A 7728-nucleotide genomic window follows, 5' to 3' on the forward strand; every position below is an offset into this window, starting at 1 on the left:
AGCATGAACATCCTGCTGATCTCCCAGTGCCACAAAAACGCTCTCACCGAAACCCGCCGCATCCTCGACCAGTTTGCCGAACGGCGCGGCGAACGCACCTGGCAAACCGCCATCACGCAAGCCGGGCTGGATACCCTGCGCAAGCTGCTGCGCCAGAGCGCGCGCAAGAACACCGCTGTGGCCTGCCACTGGATTCGCGGCAAGGACCACAGCGAACTGCTGTGGATCGTCGGCGATGCCCGCCAGTTCAACGCCGAAGGGGCCGTGCCGACCCACACCACCGCCCGCAACGTCCTGCGTGCCGACGATGAAAACACCTGGCACAGCCTGCGCACCATCCAGTCGCTCACCGCACTGGCCGCCTTGATGCACGATCTGGGCAAGGCCAGCGACGCATTCCAGGCGCGTCTGGCGGGCAAGCTGCAAGAGAAAAACCTCTACCGGCACGAATGGACGTCCGTGCGGCTGTTTCAGGCATTCGTCGCCAGCAGTGGCGACAGCAGCAGCGACCAGGCATGGCTGCAACAGTTGGCCACCTGCGCAGAACTGACCCAGCCTGACGCATGGGAGCAACAGCACTGGCGCGGTGCGCATCTGCTGTGTGATGGCCTGAACCCTGCCATTTCCAGAGCGCACAACCCCTTGCATGTGCTGCCGCCCCTGGCACAGGCCGTAGCCTGGCTGATCCTCGCGCACCACCGTTTGCCTGCCGTGCCCTACAGTGCCAGCGAGGTCAGGGGCGCGGATGCCAGGCTTTGGCACGGGCGGATATTCCCTATCGGCCAAGGCGATCTTGCGGGCTTGCTGGGCCGCATCAACGCCGAATGGAACGAGCCATGTGCAGAGCGTGACACGCGCAAGCTCAAGCCCTACTGGGCGTTCCGGCACGGCCTGCCCGTCACCTCGCAAGCATGGCGCAAACGGGTGGCACGCGTGGCCGGCAGCCTGCTGCAAACCTGCGCACCCTCGCCCACACCAGCCACCGCACCTGCGGCCCCGCTGCAAGACGGCTACATCATGCACATGGCGCGCCTGAGCCTGATGCTGGGCGATCATTACTATTCCAGCCTGACAGCAGCCGCGCAGCGCGTGAAGGGCGATGAAAACCATCCGCTGTTTGCCAACACCGACCGCACAACGGGCAAGCAGCTCCAGCGGCTGGACGAACACCTGCTGGGGGTCGAGTCCCACGCCAGCCAGATCGTGCACACCCTGCCCAGCCTGAGCCGACAACTCGCCCACCTCCAAGGCCACAAACGCCTGAAAATGCGCAGCAGCCTGGCACAGTTTCGCTGGCAGGACAAGGCCGCAGACCTGGCTGCCAGTGTGCGCCAGCACAGCCTGGAGCACGGCGCGTTCATCGTCAATATGGCTTCCACCGGCTGCGGCAAAACGCTGGCCAATGCCCGCATCATGAATGCCCTGGCCGAACCCGCGCGGGGCATGCGCTGTGCCTTCGCCATTGGTCTGCGCACCCTCACACTGCAAACCGGGCGCAGTTTTCAGCACGACCTGGGGCTGGGCGAAGACGCGCTGGCCATTCAGGTCGGCGGCATGGCCAGCCGCGAGCTGTTCGAGCATTACGAAAGCCTGCACGAACAGTCAGGCTCCGCGTCGCGGCAGGAACTGCTGGACGAAACCACCCACGTCGTCTTTGAAGGCAACGACCAGCACCCGGTGCTGCACCACCTGGGCCACGACTCCGGCGCGCGCAAACTGCTGGCCGCCCCGCTGCTGGTGTGCACCGTCGATCACCTCACCCCCGCCACCGAAAGCCTGCGCGGGGGCCACCAGATTGCCCCCATGCTGCGGCTGATGACCGGCGATCTGGTGCTGGACGAACCCGACGACTTCGACCTGGACGACCTGCCCGCCCTCACCCGCCTGGTGCACTGGGCTGGGCTGCTCGGCTCGCGCGTGCTGCTCTCATCCGCAACCCTGCCGCCTGCCCTGGTGCAAGGCCTGTTCATGGCCTATCTGGCCGGGCGACGCCTGTTCCAGCAAAACCGGGGGCCACGCCCCAACGAACAACCCCGCATCTGCTGCCTGTGGGTGGATGAATTTGCGCAAAGCCATGCCGAATGTGGCGACGCAGCCCACTTTGCCGCCCAACACCAGCCATTTGCCACGCAACGCGCCGCCAAACTCGCCCAGCAGCCCCTGCGCCGCCGTGCCCAACTGCTGGCCCTGCCCCCGGCATGGGAGGGCACACTGAACCAGGCACAACGCCGCAAGCAGTTGGCCCAGATGCTGTGCAATGCCGCCCTCGCACTGCACCCCCGGAACCACAGCATCGACCCGCACAGCGGCAAACGCATCAGCTTCGGGCTGATTCGCATGGCCAACATCGCGCCGTTGTTCGACGTGGCACTGGGCTTGTTCCAGCATGGCATACCGGCAGGCACACGCATTCACCTGTGTGTCTATCACTCGCAATTCCCGCTGTTCGTGCGTTCGGCCATTGAACATCAGCTCGACACTACGCTGAACCGCCGCCAGGAAAATGCCGTATTCGATCTGCCCGACATCCGCCAGGCCATAGCGGCACACCCGGAACCCGATCAACTGTTCATCGTGCTGGGCAGTCCCGTCACCGAAGTGGGCCGCGACCACGATTACGACTGGGCGGTGGTGGAGCCATCATCCATGCGCTCGCTCATCCAGCTCGCGGGCCGTGTATTGCGCCATCGCAGCGAAAAAACCATCACCTATCCGAACCTGCTGGTATGCGACCACAACCTGCGGCACTTCGAGCAACGCAACGGCATCGCCTACTGCAAGCCCGGCTTTGAAAGCAAGGACTTCACGCTTGAATCGCACCATCTGAAGGATTTGCTAAGCCACCTGCTGAACCAGCAGCAAATGTCCATCGATGCCCGCCCGCGCATCGTGGCGCGCCCCGCCGAACTGTGCCAACCACACCACAATATGGTCGATCTGGAACATGCACGCATGCAGTGGCAGATGCTTCCTGCCACACAGGTACGACTCAACGCCAACAGCATCTGGCAACACGAGCACCTGCACCTGACCGGCGCATTGTCACAGACCCAGCCCTTTCGCCACGACACCCAACGGGACGTGGAAGTCGTGCTGTTGCCCACAGAAGACGAAGACGACTACCGCCTCTGCCGCGTGAGCCAGGGCGAGAAAAAGTGGCAACGCGACTACGACGAATGGGAAGGCAAGAATGCGCGCATTCCCGAGGAAGGCGTCTCCCACCCGCAAATCAGCCAATGGGGACAGGTGGACTTCATGGCCGCCATGCACGCCCAGGCCGAAGCAATGGGGCTGCCACTGGATCAATTCGCCAAGAGGTTCACGGTTGCGCGCCTGACAATGAACGAGAATAACAATCAAGGGTGGTCCTGGCATCCCTGGTTGGGATTCACCAGAAAAGATTAGCCAAATCAGCGACCACCGCACCGCCAGAAAGGAGATGGCTTTTTCATGGAACAACACCCCGACTCAGGCCGAACGCAGCGCGTACGCGCAGCGATACAGGCATTTCTGCAAGAGCGTCTGCAAGACAAGCTCGACAAACTGAAAGACAACGAGGAAGGCGATCTCAAACGCAGCGAGTGGATCGCGCAGTTTCAGCCCGCAGCGTGGCTGGCAGATGCAGCACGGCGCGCCTCACAAATTCAGGCCGTCACCCATTCGCTCAAACCCATTCACCCCGATGCCAGAGGAACCAACCTCTACAAAAAACCGACCGAGCTGGCACACCATGCGCCACTGGTGGGCAGTCATCTTCTGCGCGAGCATTTCTCCAGCGACGTGGTAGGCAACGCCGCCGCCCTAGATGTCTACAAGCTCCTGAAATTGCAGGTCGATGGCAAGAGCCTGCTGGAATGGCTGCTGGCAGGTGACGCATCAGCCGTACAGGCATTGAGCGATGACCCCGAAACTGCGCAGCAATGGCAAGCCGCATTCGTCGGCTTGACCCAGCCGCGCGATGGAGCCATTGCCAGCCACCAGCGAGCCAAGCAGTTGTACTGGTTGATAGGCAACGACCCCACCGACAATGCCCAATACCATCTGCTGGCCCCGCTGTATGCCACCTCATTGGCACACAGCGTGTACACCACGTTGCAGGAGGATCGGTTTGGCGACGACAACAAGGCAGCACGCACGGCCCGCAAAAAAGGCGAATCGCACGAAGGTGTGCTGCGCGAATATCCCGACCTCGCGGTGCAGAAGCTGGGCGGCACCAAGCCACAGAATATTTCCCAGCTCAACAGCGAACGCGGCGGCAGCAACTACCTGCTGGCATCCCTGCCGCCCCAGTGGCAATCACGAGCGATGCGCCAGCCTTGGGGTATTGCTTCAGTGTTCGACCACATGCTGATGGCCCGCGAAGGCGTGCGCCCGACTCTGGCGGCATTCCTGCAATTTCTCAAAAGCAATCCACCTACCAACGCGGATACGCGCAACCGCGTGGATGCCTACGTCAGCAGCCTGATCGATGAACTGGTGACATTGGCGGGGGAACTGCAAAGGGGCTGGCCCGATGGCTGGACGGCGGACAGCCGTTGCAAACTGGTGCAAGCAGAACAACTCTGGCTGGACCCGCGCCGTGCCGAAACCGATGAAACCTTCCGCACGGAATGGCTGGCAATGGACTGGCCCGCGCAAATCGGCCACCGCTTCGGCAACTGGCTGAACACGCAACTCGAAGGGCAATTGCGGGTCGGCGACGCTGAACTGCGCGAATGGAAAAAAGAACTGCTGCTGGACGAAAGCGACGATGGCTGGGCACAAAGCCTGCACCGCCTGCGCAGCAGCCAGGATGCGCCGCAATACATCCCCGCACGGCAAGGAGTCGTGGCATGAACACAGAACCGGCACAAGAGGCCCAGGGCCTTCTCATCATCCCGCACCTGCGCATCCAGAATGCCAACGCCCTCTCCAGTCCCATGACGCATGGCTTCCCGGCCATGACTGCATGGCTGGGCCTGATGTGGGCACTCAAGCGCAAGCTGGCCGAAGCCCAGATTCCGCTGGCACTGGAAAAAATTGGCATCATCTGCCACTGGCATGAGGAACAGGTGCAGGATGGCTACGTCAAAACCTTCCGACTCACCCGCAACCCGGTGGGCAAGGACGGCAGCACCGCCGCCATTGTGGAAGAAGGCCGCATTCACCTCGACGTTACGCTCATATTCCAGGTGCATGGTGGCGATGCAGGCAACGAAAACAACCCCGTCTTTCAGGACGACGCACAACGCCGCGCCTTGGCCTGGACCATACGCGACATCGTCAGCACCATGCGCATTGCCGGCGGAACCGTCTTGTCCAACCGTCCTACCCCCGGCCAGTTCATCACCCCCAGTCTGCTGGCCGTTCCTGAAACAGCAGACGAACGCGAAAAACAGTTCCGCCACCTGCGCCGCCGCTGGCTCCCCGGCTTCGCACTGGTCAGTCGGGACGACCTACTGCAACAGCGCGTACAGCAATTGCAGGAGCAAGATCGCAATGCCAACGCGCTGGATGCCTGGCTGGATTTGTCGCGCTTCAACTACCGCAGCCACACCGACACCCAGGGAAAAACCACCTGGAAACACGACCGCCCCGCCGGATCAGGCTGGATTGTCCCCATCCCGGTGGGCTATGGCGCACTCTCCGAAGCATACAAAGCAGGCCAAGTCGCCAACGCGCGCGACCAGATCACGCCATTTCGCTTCGTCGAAAGCCTGTACTCCATCGGGCAATGGGTCAGCCCGCATCGACTGAACACGCTGCGCGATCTGCTCTGGTACGCCAGCAGCCAGCCCGCCCAGGGACTCTACCGCTGCTGCAACGACTACAAGCCTCCAGCCTCCGTGAACCACGGCCCCATGTCCGACTCCCCATTGGAGCCTGCGCACAATGATGCACCCATCGATGCCTCGCTCTCATACCTGACAATTCCTGCCCTGAACCCCATTGCCGACTGAAAAGGAAACCACTATGTCTTTGAAAACCGCCTCCGTCCTCGCCTTTGAACGCAAGCTCGACCCCTCCGACGCCCTCTTCCATGCAGGCCAATGGCAAGACCAGGCCAATGCCCACCGCTGGCCACCCATTGCCATCCGCGAAAAATCCGTGCGCGGCACCATCTCCAACCGCCTCAAGACCAAAGAGCAGGACCCAGCCAAGCTCGACGCGGCCATTCAAAACCCCAATCTGCAAACCGTGGACGTTGCCGCCCTCCCCGCCGATGCCGACACCCTGCGGGTGCAATTCACCCTGCGCGTACTGCCCGGAACCGGAAAACCCTCCGCCTGCAACAACGCCGACTACCAGAACAAACTGGCACAAACCGTACAAACCTATGTGCAGTCCCACGGCTTCGGTGAACTGGCGCAACGCTACGCCCACAACCTGGTCAATGGCCGCTTCCTCTGGCGCAACCGCATCGGCGCAGAACAAATCCAGATCACCGTGGCACGCCTCGAACAAGGCCAGCCCACCCAAAGCTGGACGTTTGACGCACTGCAATGGAGCCTGCGCCACTTCCAGGCCGCCGATGCCCAGCCAACCGACCGTGACGCACTGGCCGCACTGATTGCCCAGGGTCTGGCAGGCAGCCAGCATGTGCTGTTGCAGATTACCGCCCTGGTGCGCGTGGGTGCTGGGCAGGAAGTCTTCCCATCACAGGAGTTGATTCTGGATCGCGGACGCGGCACCAAAAGTAAAACCCTCTATGCTGTGAACGATGTGGCCGCCATCCACTCGCAAAAAATCGGCAACGCCATTCGCAGCATCGACGACTGGTACGAAGGCGCAGCCGAATTCGGCCCCATTGCCGTCGAACCCTATGGCTCCGTCACCACCCAGGGCAAAGCCTACCGCCAGCCCAAGCAAAAAAAGGACTTCTACACCCTGCTGGACCACTGGGTTCTGGAAGACGAGCAACCCGCGCTGGAGCAACAGCACTTCGTCATCGCCACCCTGATCCGGGGCGGCGTATTCGGCGAGGCAGGAAACTGATGGTGATGGCATGAGTACACACCACATCGACCTGCGGCTGCTGCCCGATCCGGAATTCAGCCACACCCACCTGCTGGGCGCACTCCATGCCAAACTGCACCGCGCTCTGGTGCAGTTGCAGGCCAGCGACATCGGCATAAGCTTTCCGCAATACTGCCTCGATCCTCGCAGCCTCGGCAGCCTTGTGCGACTGCACGGCAGCGAAGCCAGCCTGCAAAGACTGATGGCCACCGACTGGCTCAAAGGCATGCGCGACCACCTGGACACCTCGGCTATTACCGCCATTCCACCCCAGGTGCAATACCGCAGCATCCAGCGTCGCCAATTCAAGACCAGTGCCGAACGCCTGCGCCGCCGCCGCATGCAGCGCAAAAGCGAAACTGCACCACAGGCCGAGGCCGCCATCCCCGACAGCATGGAACGCCAACCCGACTTGCCGTTCGTCCACCTGCGCAGCCAAAGCACCGGCCAGAACTTCCACCTGTTCGTAGCCTTGGGGCCCCTCGAATCAGAACCGGGCTACACACCGAGCACCTTCAACAGCTACGGCCTGGCCAGCACCCCACAAGACACCATCCCGTGGTTCTGACCCTTTTTCTGAAAAGAAAAATTGGATCCGATCAATCAACGACTTACGAGTCACTTGATTTTTTTGGTCCATCTTCAGAAAAAGTCAAAAGTTCTTTAAAAATCAAAACACTAAAAAGATTACAATCTTGTTCACTGCCGAATAGGCAGCTTAGAAAGTCTTCG

Annotated in this window: 5 protein-coding genes; all 5 read left to right on the forward strand. The window is 61.6% G+C overall.

All coding sequences use genetic code 11. The annotated features are described in order from the left end of the window. The first annotated feature begins 3 nt into the window (after positions 1-3). From cas3f to cas6f, 5 genes are read left to right on the forward strand one after another with little or no spacing between them, the layout of a single operon-like run. Positions 4-3405 carry a type I-F CRISPR-associated helicase Cas3f gene (gene cas3f, locus BUE21_RS05820; RefSeq protein WP_073355684.1) on the forward strand — a complete coding sequence of 1134 codons (3402 nt, stop codon included), beginning with the start codon at positions 4-6 and terminating at the stop codon, positions 3403-3405. 45 nt (positions 3406-3450) lie between these two features. Beyond that, positions 3451-4836, forward strand: a complete 1386-nt coding sequence (gene csy1, locus BUE21_RS05825; RefSeq protein ID WP_073355685.1) for a type I-F CRISPR-associated protein Csy1 — start codon at positions 3451-3453, stop codon at positions 4834-4836. Further along, entirely contained in the window at positions 4833-5939 is a 1107-nt protein-coding gene (csy2, locus tag BUE21_RS05830; RefSeq protein WP_073355687.1) for a type I-F CRISPR-associated protein Csy2, read from the forward strand. The genes csy1 and csy2 overlap by 4 nt, the downstream gene beginning before the upstream one ends. A 13-nt stretch (positions 5940-5952) precedes the next feature. Next, positions 5953-6975 carry a type I-F CRISPR-associated protein Csy3 gene (gene csy3, locus BUE21_RS05835; RefSeq protein WP_073355689.1) on the forward strand — a complete coding sequence of 341 codons (1023 nt, stop codon included), beginning with the start codon at positions 5953-5955 and terminating at the stop codon, positions 6973-6975. A gap of 10 nt (positions 6976-6985) precedes the next feature. After that, entirely contained in the window at positions 6986-7564 is a 579-nt protein-coding gene (cas6f, locus tag BUE21_RS05840; RefSeq protein ID WP_073355692.1) for a type I-F CRISPR-associated endoribonuclease Cas6/Csy4, read from the forward strand. Positions 7565-7728: the final 164 nt, after the last annotated feature.

The sequence above is a fragment of the Lampropedia hyalina DSM 16112 genome (genome assembly GCF_900129055.1).
In the GTDB taxonomy this organism is placed as follows: Bacteria; Pseudomonadota; Gammaproteobacteria; order Burkholderiales; family Burkholderiaceae_C; genus Lampropedia; species Lampropedia hyalina.

Excerpts from the sequence above, each read along its gene's own strand:
- cas3f (WP_073355684.1), top strand. The coding sequence starts at position 4 with ATGAACATCCTGCTGATCTCCCAGTGCCACAAAAACGCTCTCACCGAA.
- csy1 (WP_073355685.1), top strand. The coding sequence starts at position 3,451 with ATGGAACAACACCCCGACTCAGGCCGAACGCAGCGCGTACGCGCAGCG.
- csy2 (WP_073355687.1), top strand. The coding sequence starts at position 4,833 with ATGAACACAGAACCGGCACAAGAGGCCCAGGGCCTTCTCATCATCCCG.
- csy3 (WP_073355689.1), top strand. The coding sequence starts at position 5,953 with ATGTCTTTGAAAACCGCCTCCGTCCTCGCCTTTGAACGCAAGCTCGAC.
- cas6f (WP_073355692.1), top strand. The coding sequence starts at position 6,986 with ATGAGTACACACCACATCGACCTGCGGCTGCTGCCCGATCCGGAATTC.